Origin of the sequence: Pseudomonas sp. YH-1 (assembly GCF_051990045.1) — a bacterium.
GTDB classification, from domain to species: domain Bacteria; phylum Pseudomonadota; class Gammaproteobacteria; order Pseudomonadales; family Pseudomonadaceae; genus Pseudomonas; species Pseudomonas nicosulfuronedens.
Genome location: NZ_CP178184.1, coordinates 2,816,644 through 2,838,365, shown reverse-complemented (window position 1 = coordinate 2,838,365; position 21,722 = coordinate 2,816,644). Strand labels below are relative to the sequence as shown.

Here is a 21,722-nt window from a genome sequence, read left to right as displayed (position 1 = left end):
ATACGGCCAATTAGAAGGTCTGTCCCAGGGAGAACTGGAAGATCTGGGTCTCGGCGTTATCCGGTTTCTTGATCGGCGTCGCCAGACTGAAGCTCAGCGGGCCCAGCGCGGTAATCCAGGTCAGGCCGACACCCGCGGACATCGCCATGTCCTGGAACTTGACGCCATCGCAACCCTGCGTGGAAGACGTCGGGCAATCGGTATCAAACACGTTACCGATGTCATAGAACAGCACGGTACGCAGTTGGCGCTGATCCTTGACGAACGGCAGCGGGAACAGCAGCTCGGCGCCGCCGGTGATCAGGATGTTACCACCGAAGGCTTCCGGATCCTGATCCGGGTCGGTGTAGCGGCCTTTACTATCCGGACCGCCACTAGCCATCTGCGACCCATCCGCATTGCGCGCAATACTCGGGGTGCTACGCGGACCAAGGGAGCTGTCCTTGAAGCCACGCACCGAGTTGAAGCCACCGGCGTAGTAGTTCTCGTAGAACGGCAGGCGATCGGTATCACCGTATGCGCCGCCGTAACCCAGCTCGGTGTGGAAGCGCATGGTGTAGGTTTCAGTCAGCGGCGCGAATATCTGGCCGCGGTAGTCGAGCTTGTAGAACGACAGGTCGCTACCCGGAATGGTGGTTTCCAGCACCAGGCTCTGCGAGTGACCGCGGTTCGCCAGCACGCCCTTGTTCAGGGTCGACTCGGACCAGCCGATGGACGCCTTGAAGTTGGTGAAGCTGTCGCCTTCCTTCTCGATGAAGTCGAAGATCTCATCGACGGTATAGGCGCCAGTGTCGATGTCATCGCGCTGCACGGTCAGGCCGTAGGTCAGACGCGAGGTCTCGCTGATCGGGTAGCCGATGCTGACGCCGGCACCCAGGCTGTTCACCGAGTAGCTGGAAACGTCGACATCGAGCTCGTCGTAGTCGGTCTTGCGGTAGAAGGCGTTGTAACCCAGGCTCACGCCGTCAACGGTCCAGTAGGGGTCGACGAAGCCGAAGTTGTAACGGGTCTGGTAGTCGGACTTGGTCAGGCCGATGCTGACCTTGTTACCGGTACCCAGGAAGTTGTTCTGGCTGATCGAGCCGCCGAGGATCAGACCGGCGCTCTGGGCGAAGCCCACGCTCGCGGTGATCGAGCCGGACGGCTGCTCTTCCACGCTGTAGTTGACGTCGACCTGGTCGTCGGTACCCGGAACAGCCGGGGTCTCGACGTTGACTTCCTTGAAGTAGCCCAGGCGCTCGAGGCGCTGCTTGGACTGGTCGATCAGGTAGGTCGAGGCCCAGCCGCCTTCCATCTGGCGCATCTCGCGACGGAGTACTTCGTCCTCGGTCTTGGTGTTGCCACGGAAGTTGATGCGGTTGACGTAGGCGCGCTTGCCCGGATCGACCACGTAGGTGATCGACACGGTCTTGTTCTCGTCGTTCGGCTCGGGAACGCCGTTGACGTTGGCGAAGGTGTAGCCCTCGTTACCCAGGCGACGGGTGATGAGGTCCGAGGTAGTGGTCATCACCTTGCGGGAGAATACCTGGCCCTTCTTCACCAGCAGGAGCTTCTTCACTTCGTCTTCCGGCACCTTCAGGTCGCCGGAGAGCTTCACGTCGCTGACGGTGTACTTCTCGCCTTCGTTGACGTTGACGGTGATGTAGACGTGCTTCTTGTCCGGGGTGATGGAAACCTGGGTGGAGGCGATATCCATGTGGATGTAGCCACGGTCCAGGTAGTAGGAACGCAGACGTTCCAGGTCGCCGGAGAGCTTCTCGCGGGAATACTTGTCGTCGTTCTTGAAGAAGGACAGCCAGTTGGTGGTCTTCAGCTCGAACAGGTCGGTCAGGTCTTCTTCGGAGAAGACGGTGTTGCCCACCACGTTGACATGGGCGATGGCCGCCACGGTGCCTTCGTTGATGTTGATCTTCAGCGCGACACGGTTGCGCGGCTGCGGCACCACTTCGGTCTCGATCTCGGCGGAGTAGCGCCCCTGGGCCACGTACTGGCGCTGCAGCTCATTGCGCACGCCCTCGAGGGTCGCACGCTGGAAGATTTCGCCTTCGGAGAGGCCGGACTGCTTCAGACCCTTCATCAGGTCTTCGGTGGTGATGGCCTTGTTGCCCTCGATCTCGATGCTGGAGATGGACGGGCGCTCGACCACGTTGACGATCAGCACATTGCCATCACGGCTGAGCTGGATGTCCTGGAAGAAGCCGGTCTTGAACAGCGAGCGGGTCGCCTCGACCAGGCGGCGATCGTCGATCTGCTCGCCGACGTTCAGCGGCAGGGCCGCGAACACACTGCCGGCAGACACGCGCTGCAGGCCGTTGACCCGGATATCGGAAACAGTGAAGGACTCGGCGTGAACCTGGGCGATCATCAGCGCGGAAAGGGCCGCGGGAAGCAGAAAGCGTTTCATGGAGTCCTTTTATTCCAACTGACAAATAGAGAATCTGCCGCAAAGGGCGGCAGATCCGAAAACCAACGGGCGGTTACAGTCGACTCAGATCGTTGACCAGGGCCAACAACATGACCCCGACTACCAGGCTGATGCCAATCTGCATCCCCCAAGCCTGGACCCGCTCCGACAGTGGGCGACCTCGCACCCACTCGACCATGTAGAACAGCAGATGCCCGCCATCGAGGACAGGAATCGGCAACAGGTTGAGAACCCCCAAGCTGATGCTCAGATAGGCGAGGAAATGCAGAAAATCCCCTACGCCGGACTGGGCTGAAGCGCCCGCCACTTTAGCAATGGTTATCGGCCCGCTCAAGTTTTTTACCGAGAGCTGCCCGAGCACCATTTTCTTTAGAGAATCCAGAGTTAGCAGGCTCATGGACCAGGTTCGGGAAAGCGCCTGCCCCACCGCCGCCACCGGTCCATAGCTCACTTCGCGGAGCATTTCCGCAGGCCACTGACCGCCGGCGACACCTGCACCCAGGTAGCCAGTGCGGGCCTTGCCCTCCCCCTTGGCTGCCAGGGTCAGGGCCAGCTCCTCGCGCTGGCCGGCGCGCTCAACACCCAGAATCACCTTGCCTTCAGGCATGGCGCGGACACGCGAGACCACGTCCTGCCAATCCGTGACCGACTGACCATCCAGACTGACGAGTCGATCACCAATCTGCAGACCGGCAGCCTTGGCGGGCCCCTTTTCGTCCAGCTCAGCGATTACCGGTGCGACAGCAGGTCGCCAGGGCTGAATTCCCAGGCCACCGATGGGATCGGGATTATCTTCGTTCTTCAGCCAGGAACTGATGCGCACCTGGTGTACCGCGGGAACGCTCGAGCCCTGCTCCAGCACCGAAACACTCAGTTCGCCGGTTTCACCGAGGCGGCGCACCAGCTGCAGGTTGACGCCGCTCCAGCCATCGACAGCCTCGCCATCCACTGCAACCACTTCCTGACCGGACGCCAGGCCAGCAATGGCCGCGGGACTGTTCGCCACCACGGAGCCGATGATCGGCCTGATCTGCTGGCTGCCCAGCATGGCCAGAACCCAGAAGAACAGGATGGCCAACAGGAAGTTGGCAATCGGGCCCGCAGCAACGATGGCAATGCGCTGGAATACCGTCTTGCGATTGAAGGCGCGATCGAGCAACTCGGCAGGAACATCGCCTTCCCGCTCATCCAGCATTTTCACGTAGCCACCCAGCGGAATGGCGGCAACGACGAACTCGGTGCCGTGGCGATCATGCCAGCGCACCAGCGGTGTGCCGAAGCCCACGGAGAAGCGCAGGACCTTGACCCCGCAGCGACGGGCGACCCAGAAGTGTCCGAACTCGTGGAAGGTGACCAGTACGCCGAGGGCGACAATCAGTCCCACCACCATATAAAGGGCGCTCATCGCTACCTCCTCGGGCTCAAAGCCCGCGCTCCTGCAACCACGCCTGCGCGGCGCCGCGTGCGCACTGGTCGGCCGCCAACACCGCATCGAGCGATTCGACCGGCGCGTGCGCCTCGCGGTTCAGCACTTCGTCGATGATAACCGGGATATCCGTGAAGCGGATGCGCCGCTCAAGGAACGCCGCGACGGCCACCTCATTTGCTGCATTAAGCATCGCCGGCACGCTGCCACCCGCCTCGGCGGCCTGGCGCGCCAGGCGCAGACAGGGGAAACGCTGCTCATCGGGCGCACTGAAGTCCAGACGGGCGACGGAGAACAGATCCAGCGGAGAAACGCCGGAATCAATCCGCTGCGGCCAGGCCAGGGCATGGGCGATAGGGGTACGCATGTCCGGATTGCCCAACTGAGCCAGCACCGACCCGTCCACGTAGTCCACCAGGGAATGGATCACGCTCTGCGGGTGGATCACCACCTCGACCTTCGACGGCGCAGCGTCGAAGAGCCAGCAAGCCTCGATCAGTTCCAGTCCCTTGTTCATCATGCTGGCCGAGTCGACAGAAATCTTCCGCCCCATCGACCAATTGGGATGCGCACAGGCCTGCTCAGGCGAAACCTGGGCCAACTGCTCCAGCGGCGTTTCGCGGAACGGGCCACCCGAGGCAGTCAGCAGGATTCGACGAACGCCCACCTCGCCCAGGCCGCGAGCGTAGTCCGTCGGCATGCACTGGAAGATCGCATTGTGCTCGCTGTCGATGGGCAAAAGCACGGCACCACTGGCGCGCACGGCATTCATGAACAGCGCGCCAGACATCACCAGCGCCTCTTTATTCGCCAGCAAGACCCGCTTGCCAGCCTCGACGGCCGCCAGAGTAGGCTTCAGACCAGCGGCGCCGACGATGGCCGCCATCACAGCATCCACTTCGGGATGGGCAGAAATCTCGCAAAGACCCGCCTCGCCGACCAGCACTCGAGCCTCGAGGCCTGCGGAGCTCAGGCGATCCCGCAGGGCTTGCGCCTGCTCAGCTTCAGGCACGACGACGAAGCGCGGCTGATGGCGCAGGCAGAGCACTTCAAGCTCAGCCAGACGGGAAAAGCCACTGAGCGCAAAGACGCGATAACGATCCGGATGACGCCCGATGACGTCGAGAGTGCTGAGGCCAATCGATCCGGTTGCCCCCAGCACAGTGATCCACTGCGGATGACTCACGGCGTACCCCAGCCCACGGCCCAGAGCAACGCGGTGAATACCGGGATGGCCGCGGTCAGGCTGTCGATGCGATCCAGCACGCCACCATGACCCGGCAGCAGATTACTGCTGTCCTTGAGGCCCGACTGGCGCTTGAACATGCTTTCGGTCAGGTCACCGATGACCGACAAGGCCACCACGATGGCCGCGCACGGGAGCGCCAGCAGCAGTTCACGCACAGTCCAGTCGCGATAGATGGAGACAGCGACGGTGATCGCCAGGCAAAGCGCCAGGCCGCCGAAGAAGCCTTCCCAGCTTTTGCCCGGGCTTACGCGCGGGGCAAGCTTGCGCTTGCCAAAGGCCTTTCCGGAGAAATAGGCGCCGATGTCGGCAGCCCAGACCAGCACCATCACGGCAACGATCAACCAATTGGACAGCGGCCATTGCTTGAGCAGCACCAGCCCCTGCCAGGCCGGCAGCAGGATCAGCAGGCCGATCAGCAGTCGACGCCAACGGCCGCCCCAGCTCGACGCGCTGTCCGGATAGGTCAGCACCATGACGATCGCCAGCCCCCACCAGAGCAGTGCCAGCACCAGCACAGCACCGGCCAGTTGCGGCAGCCAGGCCAGGACCAGCATCAGCACGGCGACGACAGCGGCGTAACCGACGCGAGCAGACTGCTCGTTGTAACCGGCCAGTCGCGCCCATTCCCAGGCACCCAGGCTCACCACCAGACCAATGAACAGCGAGAACGCCGCACCATCGAGCAGGAAGAAACCACCCAGCGCGATCGGCAACAGGACCAGCGCCGTGATGATTCGTTGTTTCAACATGACGGGGGTGCCTCGGCCTCGACCTGCTCGCTGGTCTTGCCGAAGCGGCGCTGACGAGAGGCATAGTCCTGCAACGCAGCCTGCATGGCTTCGTGCTTGAAGTCGGGCCAGTAGAGATCGGAGAAATACAGCTCGGCATAGGCCAGCTGCCACAGAAGGAAATTGCTGATGCGGTGCTCGCCACCGGTGCGAATGCACAGGTCGGGCAGCGGCTGGTCTCCGGTGGAGAGGCAACCCTGGATCAGCTCCGGGGTAATTTCCTCTGCCGCCAGATGGCCGGCCTGCACTTCACGGGCGAGACGCTGGGCGGCCTGGGTGATATCCCACTGGCCACCATAGTTCGCCGCCACCTGCAGCAGCATACTGCTGCCCTTGGCCGTCAGCGCCTCGGCCTCGCGCATCGCCGCCTGCAACTCAGGAGCGAATCGACTGCGGTCACCGATGATGCGCAGCCGAATGCCGTTGGCACTGAGCTTGCGTACCTCGCGGCGCAGGGCCATGAGGAACAGCTCCATCAGCGCGCCAACCTCTTCGGCCGGGCGCTGCCAGTTCTCACTGGAGAAGGCGAACAGCGTCAGCACTTCGACGCCTGCCTCGGCGCAGGTCTTGATCACCGCACGGACGGCATCCACGCCAGCCTTGTGCCCAGCCACTCCGGGCATAAGGCGCTTCTTCGCCCAGCGATTGTTGCCATCCATGATGATCGCCACGTGCCGGGGCACGGGCGTCACCTGCTTGGTCTTTTCCATGACAAGAGCCCGGCCGTCAAACGGCCATCAGGTCCGCTTCCTTGGCCTCGAGGGCCTTTTCGATCTCGGCGACGAACTTGTCGGTGATCTTCTGCACATCGTCACCGGCGCGGCGCTCTTCGTCCTCGCTGATTTCCTTCTCTTTCTGCAGGTCTTTCAGCTGAGCAAGAGCATCGCGGCGAATGTTGCGTACGGAAACACGGGCCTGCTCGGCCTCGGCGCGAGCCTGCTTGGTGAAGCCCTTGCGGGTTTCCTCAGTCAGGGCCGGCATCGGTACACGAATGGTGGTACCGGCGGTCGCGGGATTCAGGCCCAGGTCGGAGGTCATGATGGCCTTCTCAACCGCCTGGATCATGGTCTTGTCGAAGACGCTAAGAGCCAGGGTACGGGAGTCTTCCACGGTGACGTTGGCCACTTGGCGCAGCGGAGTGTCGGAACCGTAGTAGGACACCATCACGCTATCCAGGATGCTCGGGTGCGCACGGCCAGTACGAATCTTGGCGAAGGCATGGCCCAGGGCTTCCAGGGTTTTGCCCATACGATCCTGCGCTTCCTTCTTGATCTCGTTGATCATCTCAATCCTCCTCGATCAGGGTGCCTTCAGCACCACCTACAACAATATTCAGCAGCGCGCCGGGCTTGTTCATGTTGAACACGCGCAACGGCATTTTCTGGTCCCGGCACAGACAGATGGCGGTAAGGTCCATCACGCCCAGCTTGCGATCGAGCACTTCGTCATACGTCAGACGTTCGAACTTCTCGGCATTCGGGTCCTTGAACGGGTCGGCAGTGTACACGCCGTCCACCTTGGTCGCCTTGAGTACTACGTCAGCATCTATTTCGATGGCGCGCAGGCAGGCGGCGGAATCGGTGGTGAAGAACGGGTTGCCGGTACCGGCGGAGAAGATCACCACTTCGCCACTCTTCAGGTGACGCATGGCCTTGCGGCGGTCGTAGTGATCGGTCACGCCGACCATGGAAATGGCGGACATGACGATGGCGGTGATGTTGGAGCGCTCCAGGGCGTCACGCATGGCCAGGCCGTTCATCACGGTGGCGAGCATGCCCATGTGGTCACCGGTGACGCGATCCATGCCGGCCGCGGACAGCGCCGCGCCACGGAACAGGTTGCCACCACCGATCACCAGACCGACCTGCACGCCGATACCGACGAGCTGGCCGATCTCCAGCGCCATGCGGTCCAGCACCTTGGGATCGATGCCGAACTCCTCGGAGCCCATCAGGGCTTCGCCGCTCAGTTTTAGAAGAATGCGTTTATAGCGAGGTTGACGAGCGCTCAGCTGCTGAGCCATGACCTTTTTCTCCTGCGGCGATTGAATGCTGTGCACCTTGTGGGTGCTTGGTGGAAAGCTTGGACCAGCCAGCCTTACGGTGCCTTTAAACCCGCCTTGCGGGCCTGCGCCGTGGAAACCGCCCCTTTTGGTTTCCCCAGTTTGGCAAAGAGGCCGCGCGCGTTAGCGGGCAGCCTCTTGCGGGGCGACAGTCGTGAGACTGTCTATTACTGCTTGGAAGCGGCTACTTGAGCAGCAACCTCGGCAGCAAAGTCAGCTTCGACTTTCTCGATGCCTTCGCCTACTTCGAAACGAACGAAGGAAACGATTTCAGCGCCGGCTTTCTTGGCCAGGTCACCGACCTTGACTTCCGGATCCTTGACGAACGCTTGCTCGACCAGGCTGGCTTCGGCCAGGAACTTCGAGATACGGCCTTTGACCATATTCTCGACGATGTTTTCCGGCTTGCCAGCGATCTTGTCGGCGTTCAGAGCGAGGAAGATTTCCTTCTCTTTGGCCACGGCTTCTTCGGAAACCTGCGACGGATCGAGGAACTGCGGGTTGCTGGCAGCAACGTGCATGGCGATGTCGCGAGCCAGTTCAGCATTGCCACCCATCAGGGTAACCAGAACGCCGATGCGGTGGCCGTGCAGGTAGGCGCCAACCACATCACCTTCGGTGCGAGCCAGGCGACGGATGTTGACGTTCTCGCCACACTTGGCAACCAGGGCTTCACGGGCCGGCTCTTGTTCCGCGATCAGCGGAGCGGCGTCGGTCAGCTTCTGGGCAACAGCCTTGTCCAGGCTGGCAGCGACGAAGTTCTTGAAGTCGTCCTGCAGGGCCAGGAAGTCGGTCTGCGAGTTGACTTCGATGATGGTCGCGGATTTGCCGTCGTCAGCTACCTTGGCGGCGATGGCGCCTTCGGCGGCGATGTTGCCGGCCTTCTTGGCAGCCTTGATGGCGCCGGAAGCGCGCATGTCGTCGATGGCTTTCTCGATATCGCCTTCGGCGGCTACCAGTGCCTTTTTGCACTCCATCATGCCCTGGCCGGTACGCTCACGCAGTTCCTTGACCAGTGCTGCAGTAATTTCTGCCATTTCGAAATCCTCTTGAGTTGCTCTCAAAACCAGATCGCCCGGCTGCCCGGGCGGAATTTACAGGGTGGCAAAAAGGGGGCCTAGCCCCCTTTCCGCGCACCGCAGGACGTCTGGACGTCCTGGAATCAGCCTTCGGCGGATTCGGCCGGCGCTTCTTCTACGAACTCGTCAGCAGTCACGCCACCGGCGCTCTTGCCACGCAGTACGGCTTCAGCCATGGAACCCAGGTACAGCTGTACGGCGCGGATGGCGTCGTCGTTACCCGGGATAACATAGTCAACGCCTTCCGGGCTGCTGTTGGTATCGACGATGCCGATAACCGGGATACCCAGCTTGTTGGCTTCGGTGATAGCAATGCGCTCGTGGTCAACGTCGATCACGAACAGAGCGTCCGGCAGGCCGCCCATGTCCTTGATGCCGCCCAGGCTGCGATCCAGTTTTTCCAGATCGCGGGAGCGCATCAGAGCTTCTTTCTTGGTCAGCTTGGCGAAGGTGCCGTCCTGAGACTGAACTTCCAGCTCGCGCAGGCGCTTGATCGACTGACGGATGGTCTTGTAGTTGGTGAGCATGCCGCCCAGCCAACGGTGGTCGACGTACGGCATGCCGCAACGGGCAGCTTCTTCGCGAACGATCTTGCCGGCGGAACGCTTGGTGCCGACGAACAGGATCTTGTTCTTGCCCTGGGCCAGGCGCTCAACGAAGGTCAGGGCCTCGTTGAACATCGGCAGGGTTTTTTCGAGGTTGATGATGTGGATCTTGTTACGCGCGCCGAAAATGAACTTGCCCATTTTCGGGTTCCAGTAACGGGTCTGGTGGCCGAAGTGCACACCGGCCTTCAGCATATCGCGCATATTGACTTGGGACATGATAGTTCCTCGATAAGTCGGGTTAGGCCTCCATGCATCCCAACGGCCAACCCTCCGACTGTGTCGAAAGGCACCCAGGCCATCGTGTCGATGCATGTGTGGGTTAATGCTCCAAAATGGCCGTAGCCTTCAGAGCGGGGCGCTTTATACCACAACCTCGGCCAGAACAAAACCCGAAAGGACGCCCGGCACCACCCTCGCCGCCTCGTCCGAGTGGCCCGTCGGCCGTCCACCCTTAATAGAGGGGCGCCAAATCTGATAGACTTGCGCATTCCTCTCATTTACCCGCGCGCACGCAGCGCCTGAAGAGAAGTCGCATGACCGTCACCATCAAGACGCCCGAAGACATCGAGAAAATGCGCGTCGCCGGCCGTCTGGCCGCCGAAGTGCTGGAAATGATCGGCGAACACGTCAAGCCCGGCGTCACCACCGACGAACTGGACCGTATCTGCCACGACTACATCGTCAACGTGCAGAAGGCCATTCCCGCGCCGCTGAACTACAAGGGTTTCCCCAAGTCCATCTGCACCTCGATCAACCACGTGGTGTGCCACGGCATCCCCAACGAAAAGCCGCTCAAGGAAGGCGACATCGTCAACATCGATGTCACCGTCATCAAGGACGGCTACCACGGCGACACCAGCAAGATGTTCTCGGTCGGCAAGACCCCGGAATGGGCTGACCGCCTGTGCCAGATCACCCAGGAATGCATGTACAAGGGCATCGACGTGGTCAAGCCGGGCGCGCGCCTGGGCGACATCGGCGAAGTGATCCAGAAGTACGCCGAGAAGAACGGTTTCTCCGTGGTGCGCGAGTACTGCGGCCACGGCATCGGCCAGGTGTTCCACGAGGAGCCTCAGGTGCTGCACTACGGCCGCGCCGGCACCGGCCTGGAGCTCAAGGAAGGCATGATCTTCACCATCGAGCCGATGATCAACCAGGGCCGCCCGGAAACCCGCCTGCTGGGCGACGGTTGGACGGCCATCACCAAGGACCGCAAGCTGTCCGCGCAGTGGGAGCACACCGTGCTGGTCACCGCCGGCGGCTACGAGATCCTGACCCTGCGCAACGACGAAAGCTTCCCGCGCACCTCGGCCTGAGGAGCGGTTTGCAATCTCGCCGACGGCTGGGTAGAACATAGAAATCCTGGCCCGGCACAGCCGTCGGGCCTAGCGCCATGTGCGCAGGCCCGGTTGCCCTCTTGCCCCTGCCCTCCCCTAAGCCATTGATCAGGAAGGCCGCCATGCCGCAGGTGGATCCCGAGTTGTTCGACCGTGGGCAGTTCCAGGCGGAACTAGCCCTCAAATCCAGCCCCATCGCCGCCTTCAAGAAGGCCATTCGTCAGGCCAACGAGGTGCTCGACGCCCGCTTCAATGGCGGCCGCGACATCCGCCGGCTGATCGAGGACCGCGCCTGGTTCGTCGACCAGATCCTGCAGCAGGCCTGGAATCGCTTCGACTGGGGCGACGACGCCGACATCGCACTGGTTGCGGTGGGCGGCTATGGGCGCGGTGAGCTGCATCCGCACTCGGATATCGACCTGCTGATCCTGCTCGACAGCGAGGACCAGGAAAGCTTCCGCGAGCCCATCGAAGGCTTCCTCACCCTGCTCTGGGACATCGGCCTGGAGGTCGGCCAGAGCGTGCGCTCAGTGGCGGAATGCGCCGAGGAAGCGCGCGCCGACCTCACCGTGGTTACCAACCTGATGGAATGCCGGACCATCTCCGGTCCGGACAGCCTGCGCCAGCGCATGCTCGAAGCCACCAGCGCGAAGCAGATGTGGCCCAGCGGGCAGTTCTACCTGGCCAAGCGCAAGGAACAGATCCACCGCCACACCAAATACAACGACACCGAATACAACCTCGAACCCAACGTCAAGGGTTCGCCCGGCGGCCTGCGCGACATCCAGACGTTGCTCTGGGTCGCCCGCCGCCACTTCGGCAGCCTCAACCTGCACGCCCTGGTCCGCGAAGGCTTCCTGGTGGAGAGCGAGTGCGCGGTGCTGGCCTCCAGCCAGGAGTTCCTCTGGAAGGTCCGCTACGCCCTGCACATGCTCGCCGGCCGCGCCGAAGACCGCCTGCTGTTCGACCACCAGCGGCGTATCGCCGGGATGCTCGGCTATGAAGGCAACGACGCCAAGCTGGCGGTCGAGCGCTTCATGCAGAAGTACTACCGCGTGGTGATGGCCGTTTCCGAGCTGAACGACCTGATCACCCAGCACTTCGAAGAAGTGATCCTGCGGGCCGGCGAAAACGGCCAGATCCAGTCGCTCAACAGCCGTTTCCAGCTGCGCGATGGCTACCTGGAAGTCACCCACGCCAACGTCTTCAAGCGCACCCCGTTCGCCCTGCTGGAAATCTTCGTGCTGCTGGCCCAGCACCCGGAGATCAAGGGCGTACGCGCCGATACCATCCGCCTGCTGCGCGACAGCCGGCACCTGATCGACGACGACTTCCGCCACGACATCCGCAACACCAGCCTGTTCATCGAGCTGTTCAAGTGCCAGGAAGGCATTCACCGCAACCTGCGACGGATGAACCGCTACGGCATCCTCGGCCGCTACCTGCCGGAGTTCGGGCTGATCGTCGGGCAGATGCAGCACGACCTGTTCCACATCTATACGGTCGACGCGCATACCCTCAACCTGATCAAGCACCTGCGCAAACTTCGGCGCCCGGATATGGCGGAAAAGTACCCGCTGGCCAGCAAGATCATGGAGCGCCTGCCCAAGCCGGAGCTGATCTACATCGCCGGCCTCTACCACGACATTGCCAAGGGCCGCGGCGGCGACCACTCGGAACTGGGCGCGGTGGACGCCGAGCACTTCTGCCAGCGCCACCAATTGCCGCCGTGGGACACCAACCTGGTCTCCTGGCTGGTGCAGAACCACCTGATCATGTCGACCACAGCCCAGCGCAAGGACCTGTCCGACCCGCAGGTGATCTACGATTTCGCCCAGCTGATGGGTAACCAGACCTACCTGGACTACCTCTACGTCCTGACCGTCGCCGACATCAACGCCACCAACCCGACGCTATGGAACTCCTGGCGCGCCAGCCTGCTGCGCCAGCTCTACACCGAGACCAAGCGCGCGCTGCGCCGCGGCCTGGAGAACCCGGTGGACCGCGAGGAGCAGATCCGCCAGACACAGAGCGCGGCCATCGACATCCTGGTGCGCGGCGGCATCGACCAGGACGACGCCGAGCAGCTCTGGAGCCAACTGGGCGACGACTACTTCCTGCGCCACAGCGCCGCTGACGTGGCCTGGCACACCGAGGCCATCCTCCAGCACCCGGACGACGGCACCCCGCTGGTGCTGATCAAGGAAACCGCCCAGCGCGAGTTCGAAGGCGGCACGCAGATCTTTATCTATGCCGGCGACCAGCACGACTTCTTCGCCGTGACCGTGGCGGCGATGGACCAGCTCAACCTGAACATTCAGGACGCGCGGATCATCACTTCCACCAGCCTGTTCACCCTCGACACTTACATAGTGCTCGACGCCGATGGCGGCTCGATCGGCAACAATCCCAGCCGAGTCGAGGAAATTCGCGAAGGCCTGGTCAATGCCCTGAAGGACCCGGACGAGTACCCGACCATCATCCAGCGCCGCGTCCCGCGCCAGCTCAAGCACTTCGCCTTCAACCCGCAGGTGACCATTTCCACCGACGCGGCGCGCCAGGTCAGTGTGCTGGAAGTCATCGCCCCCGATCGACCCGGCCTGCTGGCTCGCATCGGCGGGCTGTTCCTGGACTTCGACCTGTCGGTGCAGAACGCCAAGATCGCCACCCTGGGCGAGCGCGTGGAGGACGTGTTCTTCGTCACCGATGCGCACAACCAGCCGCTCTCCGACCCGGAGCTGTGCAAGCGCATCCAGACGGCCCTGGTGGACATCCTCTCCGACGGCGGCCAGCAGACGATGCCGGTCCGCATCAGTATCTAATCCCGATCTTGTAAAAAGTCAGAAAGAAAGAGCCTTGCCATGAACCCTGCCCTCGACTCGCTCCAGCCCTACCCCTTCGAGAAGCTCCGCGCCCTGCTGGCCGGCGCCCAGCCGCCGGCTGAGCTCAAGCCCATCGCGCTGTCCATCGGCGAACCCAAGCACCGCTCGCCGGAGTTCGTCGCCAAGGCCCTGGCCGACAGCCTCGATCAACTGGCCGTCTACCCGACCACCCTGGGCATCCCCGCCCTGCGAGAAGCCATCGCCGCCTGGTGCGAGCGCCGCTTCAAGGTGCCGGCCGGCTGGCTGGATGCCGCACGCCACGTGCTGCCGGTGAACGGCACTCGTGAAGCACTGTTCGCCTTCACCCAGACTGTGGTGGACCGCAACGCCAAGGGCCTGGTGATCAGTCCGAACCCGTTCTACCAGATCTACGAAGGCGCGGCCCTACTGGCCGGCGCCGAGCCGCACTACCTGCCCTGCCTGGAAGACAACGGCTTCAACCCGGATTTCGACGCCGTCCCGGCGCACGTCTGGGCGCGCTGCCAGATCCTCTTCCTCTGCTCGCCGGGCAACCCCACCGGCGCACTCGTTCCCCTCGCCGAATTGAAGAAGCTGATCGCCCTGGCCGATGAACACGACTTCGTGATCGCTGCCGACGAGTGCTACAGCGAACTGTACTTCGACGAGCAGAACCCGCCGGCCGGCCTGCTGACCGCCTGCGCCGAACTGGGCCGCTCGGACTTCAAGCGCTGCGTGGTATTCCACAGCCTGTCCAAGCGTTCCAACCTGCCGGGTCTGCGTTCGGGCTTCGTCGCCGGTGACGCTGAAGTACTGAAGAAATTCCTCCTGTACCGCACCTATCACGGCTGTGCCATGCCGGTTCAGACCCAGCTGGCCAGTGTCGCAGCCTGGAAGGACGAGGACCACGTCCGCGCCAACCGCGACCTGTACCGCGAGAAGTTCGACGCCGTACTGGACATCCTCGGCGGCGTACTCGACGTGCAGCGACCGGACGGCAGCTTCTACCTGTGGGCAAAGACCCCGGTGGCTGACACCGAGTTCTGCCGCGGCCTGTTCGACAAGCAGCACGTGACCGTGGTGCCGGGTTCCTACCTGTCCCGCGAAGTGAACGGCGAGAACCCCGGCGCCAACCGCGTGCGCATGGCGCTGGTGGCTCCGCTGGCCGAGTGCGTGGAAGCGGCCGAGCGGATCAAGAAGTTCGTGCTGAGTCTATAAAAGGCCTTGTGTAGGAGCGAGCTTGCTCGCGAACCCGCTTCACGCCGGAGCTACCGGATAGTTCGGTTCGCGAGCAAGCTAGCTCCTACAAAAAAGCCCAAAGCGCCCTACACCCAGCGCCCCGCCTTGCTGGTCACCCAGGCTTCCTGGCTGTCCAGCTCACCCAGCACCTCACGCATGGTCTCGTCGTCGATCTCGTGCTCCCGGCGCATGCGATACAGCTCCAGCCGCTGCGCCCGCAGCGCCTTGATGCGTAGAGCCTGATCCGCCAACTCCAGGCCACGGGCGCGTTCGCGGGCTTCCTGGCTATCCGGCGCCGGGTCCAGTTCGTGGCGATACTCGGCCATCAGCCGCGCCTTCAGCTCCGCCATCCGGGCCGCTTCGTCGGCATCGGCGCCATCACGGGCGGGCATTTCTTCGCCCTCGAGCATATGAATGGCCGCCGCCGCGGTCTTGCGCCAGACCGACTGCACCTCGCGCTCGCGCTGGTCATTGCTGGCCGCCGGAAGCCCCCGAAGCAAAATGGGTAATCCGATGGTGGCAGCGATCAGCGACACCAGGATCACCCCCGTGGCGATGAAGATGATCAGATCGCGCTGCGGGAAGGCCGAACCATCGAGCAGCAGCAACGGCACCGAGAGTACGCCCGCCAGCGTCACCGCCCCGCGCACCCCACCCAGCGCCGAGATCGCCGACAGCCGCAATACCGGCTCGCCCGATCGGCCACCGAGCTCGATCCCCCACCACTGTTCGAAGCGCACGGAGACCTTCCAGTAACACCAGACCCAGCCAAAGCGCAGCAGGAGCAGCACGGCGAACACCGCCAGCACGTAGAACAGCAGCAGCGAGGAGCGCCACATTACATCGTCGGCGTGATGCGCGACGGACTTGAGGATGTCCGGCAGTTGCAGCCCCAGCAGCAGGAACACCACGCCGTTGAAGGCAAACTCCAGCATCGACCAGACGCTGCGGTTGAGCAGGCGGGTATTGGTCTGACGCGGCAGCAGGTCGGCCCAACTCTGCATCATGCCCGCTGCCACCGCCGCAAGGATGCCGGAGACGCCAAGCTCCTCGGCGATCATGTAGCAGGCGAAGGGCAACAGTAGCATCAGCACCACGTGGGTAGCCGGATCATCCCAGCCGCGACGGATCATCCAACCGCGAATCCGCCCCAACAGCCAACTGATGAACACCCCGCAGGCCAGACCGCCGACCGCCACCAGCAGGAAACTCAGGCTGGCATCCATCAGCGAGAAGGTCCCCGTCATGGCCGCCGCGATGGCGAACTTGAAGGCCACCAGGCCGGAAGCGTCGTTCATCAGGGCTTCGCCCTGCAGCACGTGCATCAGGCGCCTGGGCAGGCGGTCCTGGGCGATGGCCGAGACCGCCAGCGCATCGGTGGGCGACAGCACCGCCGCCAGGGCGAAGGCCGCCGCCCAGGGAATCTCGGGAATCAGCAGATGAATGAAGACACCGCCGCCGAGCACGGTGAACAGCACGAGTGCGAAGGCCAGGGTGAGGATTGGCCAGCGCATCTTCCAGAATTCGCCCTTGGGCATGCGCCAGCCGTCGGCGAACAGCAGCGGCGGGATGAACAGGAACATGAACAGCTCGGGGTCCAGTCCCACGTGCAGCCCCAGGCTCGGCCAGGCCAGCGCGGCGCCGGCAGCGATCTGGATCAGGGGCAACGGCAGCGGGATCAACTGAGCGGCGAGCCGGGTTCCCCCCACGACCAGCAGCAGGATCAGAACGGTGTAAACGGTTTGCATCGTCGAACTCCAGCACAGCCTTCCATTGAAGCACCCACCGCGGTCCGGATCAGCCCCGCATCGGGCAAAAAACTGTTGCAATACGCCGGCCTCCCGGCGGCGTCCCGCAAGTGCTGCGGAAGTGGCATAATCCCGCGCCTGAAAAATGTATCGAAAAGGAGAGCGCCCCGTGAGTCAGCGGACGCTGTTTGGCATCAAGGCTTGCGACACCATGAAGAAGGCCCGCGTCTGGCTGGACGAACACGGTGTCGACTACGCCTTCCACGACTACAAGAGTAGCGGTATCGACCGCGAACACCTGCGCCAGTGGTGCAACGAGCATGGCTGGGAAACTGTCCTGAACCGCGCCGGCACCACTTTCCGCAAGCTCGACGACGCGCAGAAGGCCGATCTCGACCAGGCCAAGGCCATCGAACTGATGGTTGCCCAGCCGTCGATGATCAAGCGTCCGGTGCTGGACCTGGGTGATCGCACCCTGGTCGGCTTCAAGCCCGACGCCTACGCCGCCGCTCTGGCCTGAGCTCCACCACGATGAGCATTGCCTGGGCCCTGTTCCTCCCCGCCTGCTTCGCCTTGAACCTGGCGCCGGGACCGAACAACCTGCTGTCGCTGAACAACGCCGCGCGTTTCGGCCTGCTGCGCGCCACCCTTGCCGGTGGCGGACGGCTGCTCGCTTTCGCCGGCATGCTGGCCCTGGCCGCTTCGGGCCTGGCGCTGGTGTTGCAGGCCTCGGCCTGGCTGTTCCTGGCAATCAAGCTGGTGGGCGCAGGCTACCTGCTGTGGCTGGCCGTACAACTGTGGCGCGCCCCGACAGCGAACCTGTCGGTGGATGGCTCCCCGATTGCCGCCACCAGCCTGTGGCGCCTCGCCCGCCAGGAGTTCTGGGTGGCTGCCGGCAACCCCAAGGCCATCCTCATCTTCACCGCGTTCCTGCCGCAGTTCGTCGATCCGCGCCAGGCCGTGGGCACCCAGTTCGCCCAACTCGGCGCGGCCTTCCTGCTCCTGGAGTGGCTGGCCATCGCCCTTTACGGGCTCGCCGGGGTCCGCCTCGGCAAGCTGCTCGCCGGTGCACGCGCCCGGCGCCTGTTCAACCGTGGTTGTGCCGCGCTGCTGGGCAGCGCCGGGCTGGGCCTGCTGCTCAGCCGCCGTCCGGCCTGACCGAAATCGTTATTCGAGAATCTCTTTCAAGGAATCCCCCACATGTCGAAATCCCTGTTCAGCATCGCTTTCGGTGTCGGCACCCAGAACCGCCAGGGCAACTGGCTGGAAGTCTTCTACGCGCAGCCGCTGCTCAACCCCAGCGCCGAGCTGGTCGCTGCCATCGCCCCGCTGCTGGCCTACGAAGGCGGCAACCAGGCGATCGCCTTCACCGCCCACCAGGCCTACCAGCTGGCCGACGCCGTAGAGACCGTCGACGCCGCCCAGGCCGCCCTGCTCAACCGCCTTGCCGAAAGCCAGAAGCCGCTGGTCGCCACCCTGCTGGCCGAAGACGCCGCCCCCAGTTCCACCCCGGAGGCGTACCTGAAGCTGCACCTGCTGTCCCACCGTCTGGTCAAGCCGCACGGCCTGAACCTGACCGGCATCTTCCCGCTGCTGCCGAACGTGGCCTGGACCAACCAGGGCGCCGTCGACCTGGCCGAGCTGGCCGAGCTGCAACTGGAAGCGCGCCTGAAGGGCAAACTGCTGGAAGTCTTCTCCGTCGACAAATTCCCGAAGATGACCGACTACGTGGTCCCGGCCGGCGTGCGCATCGCCGACACCGCCCGCGTGCGCCTGGGCGCCTACATCGGTGAAGGCACCACCGTGATGCATGAAGGCTTCGTCAACTTCAACGGCGGCACTGAAGGTCCGGGCATGATCGAAGGCCGCGTCTCCGCGGGCGTATTCGTCGGCAAGGGTTCCGACCTGGGCGGCGGTTGCTCCACCATGGGCACCCTGTCCGGCGGCGGCAACATCGTCATCAGCGTTGGCGAAGGCTGCCTGATCGGCGCCAACGCCGGCATCGGCATCCCGCTGGGCGACCGCAACATCGTCGAGGCCGGCCTGTACGTCACCGCCGGCACCAAGATCGCCGTGCTGGACGACCAGAACAACCTGGTGAAAGTGGTCAAGGGTCGCGACCTGGCTGGCCAGGCTGACTTGCTGTTCCGCCGCAATTCCCAGACCGGCGCAGTCGAGTGCAAGACCAACAAGACTGCCATCGAGCTGAACGAGGCGCTGCACGCGCACAACTAAGCTGTGCGCCCCGCTCGCGCGGGACGCACTAAGCTTGGAGAAGCGGGGGCTGCGGCCCCCGTTTTACTTTTTCCGCAACCGGCCGTACGCCCATGTCCATTCCCTCGCCCTGGCGCTCCGACTTCCCGGCCCTCGCCGCCTTCGAGGCCGAAGGCCAGACCTACCTCGACAGCGCTGCCACCGCGCAGAAACCGCGCGCCATGATCGACGCCCTCGCCGGCTACTACGCCAGCGGCGCCGCCAACGTGCACCGCGCCCAGCACCTGCCCGGCGAGCGCGCCACCCGTGCCTTCGAGGCGACCCGCACCCTGGCCGCCAACTGGCTCAATGGCGGCAGCCCGGCGCAGATCATCTTCACCCGTGGTGCCACTGAAGCGCTGAACCTGCTGGCCTACGGGCTGGAAGGGCAGTTCCAGGCAGGCGATGAGATCGTCATCAGCGCGCTGGAACACCACGCCAACCTGTTCCCCTGGCAGCAACTGGCGCAGCGCCGTGGGCTGAAGCTGGTGGTGCTGCCGCTCGACGCCGACGGTCGCATCGACCTGAACCGTGCCGTCGACCTGATCGGCCCGCGCACCCGCCTGCTCGCCGTGAGTCAGCTGTCCAACGTGCTCGGCACCTGGCAGCCGCTGCCGGAGCTGCTGGCGATGGCCCGGCAACACGGTGCACTGAGCGTGGTCGATGGAGCTCAGGGCGTGGTCCACGGCCGGCACAACCTGTCGGCGCTGGGCTGCGACTTCTACGTCTGCTCCAGCCACAAGCTCTACGGCCCGGAAGGCCTCGGCCTGCTCTGGGGGCGCCCGGAAGCGCTGGAACGCCTGTCACACTGGCAGTTCGGTGGCGAGATGGTGCGCGTGGCGGATTACTTCGACGCGCAGTTCCACAGCGCCCCCATGGGCTTCGAGGCCGGCACCCCGCCCATCGGCCCGGTGATCGCGCTGGGCGCCACGCTGGAGTGGCTGGCCACCCAGGACAACGCCGAAATCAGTGCTCACGAAGACTTCCTCCACGCCCGCCTGCTGGCCGGCCTGCGCGCCCGCGACGGCGTTCGAGTGCTAGGCGAGCCAGACGTGGCATTGGCCAGCTTCGTGGTCGAAGGTGTGCACGTCTCCGACCTGGGTCACCTGCTCACCGAGCAGGGCATCGCCGTGCGTGCGGGGCATCACTGCGCCATGCCGCTGATGAAGACCCTTGATGTCTCGGGCGCCCTGCGAGTCTCCCTCGGCCTGTACAACGACGGCGTGGATATCGAGCGCTTCTTCAGCGCACTGGACAGCGCCCTGGAACTGCTGCGATGAGCCTTCCCGTCGCTGCCACCGAGGCGCTGGAAGCTTTCACCGCCCTACAGGGCTGGGAGCAACGCGCCCGCCTGCTGATGCAATGGGGCGAGCGCCTGGAGCCGCTGAGCGAAGTCGAGCTTGGCGACGAACAACGCGTGCAGGGCTGCGAAAGCAACGTCTGGCTGGTGGCGGATCAGCGTGATCAGCGCTGGCACTTCCGCGCTTACAGCGATGCACGCCTGCTGCGCGGGCTGCTGGCGTTGCTGCTGGTGCGGGTGGAAGGCATGCCGGAAGCGGAGCTGGCGACCATCGACCTGACGGATTGGTTCAACCAGCTCGGGCTGGGCCGGCAACTGTCGCCGTCGCGCAGCAACGGCCTGAACGCCGTGCTGAAGCGGATGCAGGATTTGATCTCGGCATGAAGCGCTGGCCTGTGCGTAGGAGCGGGCTCCGTCCGCGATAGGTCCGCCTCGCGCCGGAGACCATCGCGGATAAATCCGCTCCTACCAACGAGGTCAGCCCGCTGCGCGCTCCGACGGACGCCGCGCCCCGGCAACGACCTTGTCCACAGCCCGCGCCGCCGCGACCATGCCGAAGGTCGCGGTGACCATCATCACCGCGCCGAAACCACCGGCGCAGTCCAGCTTCACCCCTTCACCCACAAAGCTCTTGGACTGGCACACCGTGCCGTCCGGCTTGGGATAACGCAGCTGCTCGGTGGAAAACACGCACTGCACGCTGTAATGCCGCCCCGGCGTGCGCGAGAAGTTGTAGTCACGGCGCAGCGTGGAGCGGACCTTGGCGGCCAGCGGATCGTTGAAGGTCTTGTTCAGGTCGGCGACCTGGATCTGCGTCGGGTCCACCTGCCCACCCGCGCCCCCGGTAGTGATGATCTGCAGTTTGCGACGCTTGCACCAAGCGATCAGCGCGGCCTTGGCGGCAACGCTGTCGATGCAGTCGATCACGCAGTCCAGCTCGGGGGTGATGTAGTCCGCCATGGTTTCGCGGGTGACGAAATCGGCTACGGCATGTACGACGATGCCCGGGTTGATAGCCTTCAGGCGCTCGGCCATGACCTCGACCTTGGGCTTGCCCACGGCGCCCTGGATGGCGTGTACCTGGCGGTTGGTGTTGGTAACGCAGACGTCGTCCAGGTCGAACAGCGAAATTTCACCCACCCCGCTGCGTGCCAGGGCCTCGGCCGCCCAGGAGCCCACGCCGCCGATCCCGACCACCGCCACATGGCTGGCCGCCAGCCGCTCCAGGCCCTCACGGCCATAAAGCCGCGCGATTCCGCCGAAACGCTGTTCATCCAGTTGCATCGCCCACACCTCGCATCGAAACGGCCGGCATTCTATACCGGCAGCCATCGGCACGCCTGCAACAAAGCCGGATTGCCGCAGTCT

The 21,722-nt window shown here is 63.9% G+C and carries 19 protein-coding genes; 8 read left to right on the top strand and 11 right to left on the bottom strand.

Annotation, left to right across the window (positions count from 1 at the left end):
- Positions 1 to 10 precede the first annotated feature (10 nt).
- From bamA to rpsB, 9 genes are all read right to left on the bottom strand, one after another.
- Positions 11 to 2,404 (bottom strand): outer membrane protein assembly factor BamA, encoded by a 2,394-nt coding sequence (bamA, locus tag ACKI1H_RS13260; protein WP_440468580.1) that lies wholly within the window; start codon positions 2,402 to 2,404, stop codon positions 11 to 13.
- A gap of 73 nt (positions 2,405 to 2,477) precedes the next feature.
- On the bottom strand, positions 2,478 to 3,830 hold the full coding sequence (rseP, locus tag ACKI1H_RS13255; RefSeq protein WP_138522705.1) for a sigma E protease regulator RseP: 1,353 nt from the start codon (positions 3,828 to 3,830) through the stop codon (positions 2,478 to 2,480).
- A 16-nt stretch (positions 3,831 to 3,846) separates the two neighbouring features.
- Positions 3,847 to 5,037, bottom strand: a complete 1,191-nt coding sequence (gene ispC, locus ACKI1H_RS13250) for a 1-deoxy-D-xylulose-5-phosphate reductoisomerase (RefSeq protein ID WP_440468579.1) — start codon at positions 5,035 to 5,037, stop codon at positions 3,847 to 3,849.
- Positions 5,034 to 5,849, bottom strand: a complete 816-nt coding sequence (locus ACKI1H_RS13245) for a phosphatidate cytidylyltransferase (protein ID WP_138522709.1) — start codon at positions 5,847 to 5,849, stop codon at positions 5,034 to 5,036. The genes ispC and ACKI1H_RS13245 overlap by 4 nt, the downstream gene beginning before the upstream one ends.
- Entirely contained in the window at positions 5,843 to 6,598 is a 756-nt protein-coding gene (gene uppS, locus ACKI1H_RS13240; protein WP_440468578.1) for a polyprenyl diphosphate synthase, read from the bottom strand. Before uppS ends, ACKI1H_RS13245 begins: the two co-directional genes overlap by 7 nt.
- Positions 6,599 to 6,614: 16 nt before the next feature.
- A complete protein-coding gene (frr, locus tag ACKI1H_RS13235) occupies positions 6,615 to 7,172 on the bottom strand; it encodes a ribosome recycling factor (RefSeq protein ID WP_024766083.1) in 558 nt (185 codons plus the stop codon).
- A gap of 1 nt (position 7,173) precedes the next feature.
- Positions 7,174 to 7,911 (bottom strand): UMP kinase, encoded by a 738-nt coding sequence (gene pyrH / locus ACKI1H_RS13230; protein WP_017521181.1) that lies wholly within the window; start codon positions 7,909 to 7,911, stop codon positions 7,174 to 7,176.
- A gap of 206 nt (positions 7,912 to 8,117) precedes the next feature.
- Positions 8,118 to 8,987, bottom strand: a complete 870-nt coding sequence (gene tsf / locus ACKI1H_RS13225; protein ID WP_440468577.1) for a translation elongation factor Ts — start codon at positions 8,985 to 8,987, stop codon at positions 8,118 to 8,120.
- 125 nt (positions 8,988 to 9,112) lie between these two features.
- Entirely contained in the window at positions 9,113 to 9,853 is a 741-nt protein-coding gene (rpsB, locus tag ACKI1H_RS13220) for a 30S ribosomal protein S2 (RefSeq protein ID WP_017521179.1), read from the bottom strand.
- Positions 9,854 to 10,155: 302 nt separating this feature from the next.
- Between rpsB and map the strand changes: the two genes are divergently transcribed.
- The 3 genes from map (at position 10,156) to dapC (ending at position 15,032) form a co-directional block, all read left to right on the top strand.
- Complete coding sequence (gene map / locus ACKI1H_RS13215) at positions 10,156 to 10,953, top strand: type I methionyl aminopeptidase (RefSeq protein WP_280054894.1); 798 nt, start codon at positions 10,156 to 10,158, stop codon at positions 10,951 to 10,953.
- A gap of 143 nt (positions 10,954 to 11,096) precedes the next feature.
- Positions 11,097 to 13,796 carry a [protein-PII] uridylyltransferase gene (locus ACKI1H_RS13210; RefSeq protein ID WP_138522717.1) on the top strand — a complete coding sequence of 900 codons (2,700 nt, stop codon included), beginning with the start codon at positions 11,097 to 11,099 and terminating at the stop codon, positions 13,794 to 13,796.
- Positions 13,797 to 13,835: 39 nt separating this feature from the next.
- Complete coding sequence (dapC, locus tag ACKI1H_RS13205) at positions 13,836 to 15,032, top strand: succinyldiaminopimelate transaminase (RefSeq protein WP_440468576.1); 1,197 nt, start codon at positions 13,836 to 13,838, stop codon at positions 15,030 to 15,032.
- 107 nt (positions 15,033 to 15,139) lie between these two features.
- Here dapC and ACKI1H_RS13200 read toward each other — a convergent pair whose 3' ends face one another.
- Positions 15,140 to 16,801, bottom strand: a complete 1,662-nt coding sequence (locus tag ACKI1H_RS13200; RefSeq protein ID WP_440468575.1) for a Na+/H+ antiporter — start codon at positions 16,799 to 16,801, stop codon at positions 15,140 to 15,142.
- Positions 16,802 to 16,946: 145 nt separating this feature from the next.
- On the opposite strand from ACKI1H_RS13200, the gene ACKI1H_RS13195 reads away from it, so the two are divergent.
- The 5 genes from ACKI1H_RS13195 (at position 16,947) to ACKI1H_RS13175 (ending at position 20,738) form a co-directional block, all read left to right on the top strand.
- Complete coding sequence (locus tag ACKI1H_RS13195) at positions 16,947 to 17,321, top strand: ArsC family reductase (protein ID WP_138522723.1); 375 nt, start codon at positions 16,947 to 16,949, stop codon at positions 17,319 to 17,321.
- 11 nt (positions 17,322 to 17,332) lie between these two features.
- Positions 17,333 to 17,959: a LysE family translocator gene (locus ACKI1H_RS13190; protein ID WP_440468574.1), complete on the top strand. Its 627-nt coding sequence runs from the start codon at positions 17,333 to 17,335 to the stop codon at positions 17,957 to 17,959.
- 42 nt (positions 17,960 to 18,001) lie between these two features.
- The gene (gene dapD, locus ACKI1H_RS13185) at positions 18,002 to 19,036 is read left to right on the top strand and encodes a 2,3,4,5-tetrahydropyridine-2,6-dicarboxylate N-succinyltransferase (RefSeq protein ID WP_138522727.1); all 1,035 of its coding nucleotides are present in this window, start codon (positions 18,002 to 18,004) and stop codon (positions 19,034 to 19,036) included.
- A gap of 92 nt (positions 19,037 to 19,128) precedes the next feature.
- Complete coding sequence (locus ACKI1H_RS13180) at positions 19,129 to 20,334, top strand: aminotransferase class V-fold PLP-dependent enzyme (protein ID WP_440468573.1); 1,206 nt, start codon at positions 19,129 to 19,131, stop codon at positions 20,332 to 20,334.
- Entirely contained in the window at positions 20,331 to 20,738 is a 408-nt protein-coding gene (locus tag ACKI1H_RS13175; protein ID WP_440468572.1) for a SufE family protein, read from the top strand. Before ACKI1H_RS13180 ends, ACKI1H_RS13175 begins: the two co-directional genes overlap by 4 nt.
- Before the next feature lie 93 nt (positions 20,739 to 20,831).
- On the opposite strand, the gene tcdA is transcribed toward ACKI1H_RS13175, so the two are convergent.
- Entirely contained in the window at positions 20,832 to 21,638 is an 807-nt protein-coding gene (tcdA, locus tag ACKI1H_RS13170) for a tRNA cyclic N6-threonylcarbamoyladenosine(37) synthase TcdA (RefSeq protein WP_138522733.1), read from the bottom strand.
- Between the last annotated feature and the right edge of the window lie 84 nt (positions 21,639 to 21,722).